The organism is Caballeronia terrestris (assembly GCF_001544515.1).
GTDB lineage: Bacteria > Pseudomonadota > Gammaproteobacteria > Burkholderiales > Burkholderiaceae > Caballeronia > Caballeronia terrestris.
On the sequence record NZ_FCOL02000512.1, the window covers coordinates 1 to 930 of the forward strand.

The window sequence follows — 930 nt, forward strand, 5'->3', positions numbered from 1 at the left end:
GTCTCAAATGCAAGCCGTGATCGCAGGGCCATCGTATCCGACTCTCGCCGAGCCACGGGTAGCAAAAGGACTTTCGATCCTTTGCGCGGCACCTTGGCTAATCTTCGCTTTTTCGAAGTTGGCATAATGTTCAGCCAATAAATACAATTGAATATGTTACGTTACCAAATGCAGCCGAAGCATACTGCTTCACGCGTATTCTCAATCCTGAGACGCGACCGCTGCACGTCAGGCACCGATCTCAAAAGACAAGGCAGTCCGGGTCCGCGACCGTGCGCAACTACATGGTGGCGTCCAAGAGGGGCGTATCAATATGCCCCAATATCCACGCTCAGGCGGTGGTGTGCAATTAGAAGACATCCGCCAAAAATGAAGGTTGATTAGACGAGCTAGCCGTTCCTCGGAACGCGTCTTGCTGGTCAGTTTGTTCCACCTTCATCGGAAAAGGAGAAACAGATGGCGGGCGACAATTCATACAAGCCGGGCGAGATCGTAAAAATTTCAGGGATTTATTCGGTGGTGCACGAAGACGGTAAGGGAACGTTCGAAGTTACCTGTGTCGAAGGTGAGCATTTTCCGCCTACGCGCAGCGGGAAGGGCGCGCACTTCGAGCTGAAATATGGGGCGACGCACTCTCACAAACATGACGATAAGGTCGGCCCGCGAATCGCGGCTTTTCCAGAACCTCGACGCGCTGCCCTCCCGCCTTCACCGCTGCCTAAAGGGCAACGCTGTCTGCACCCCTGAAATGTAGTTTTTGATATGTAATAAGTCGGATAGAAAAAGCGACTCCGGAGCGACTCATGTGTTATTCGGCTCAAATCGAAGCGGACTACCGCAAGTATGTGAAAATGTTTGGCGCTCAGATGGACATCCGCCAATTCGCGCGCCTGTACTGGGAGCGAGCCGAAGGCAGCAAGGCAAAAATCC

Annotated in this window: 2 pseudogenes; both read left to right on the forward strand. The window is 52.9% G+C overall.

Annotated elements, in window-relative coordinates:
- Positions 1-456: 456 nt before the first annotated feature.
- Positions 457-660 (forward strand): annotated as a pseudogene (locus AWB67_RS38635) (hypothetical protein); the annotation flags it as partial.
- Between the two features lie 143 nt (positions 661-803).
- Positions 804-930 (forward strand): annotated as a pseudogene (locus AWB67_RS43840) (SOS response-associated peptidase family protein); the annotation flags it as partial.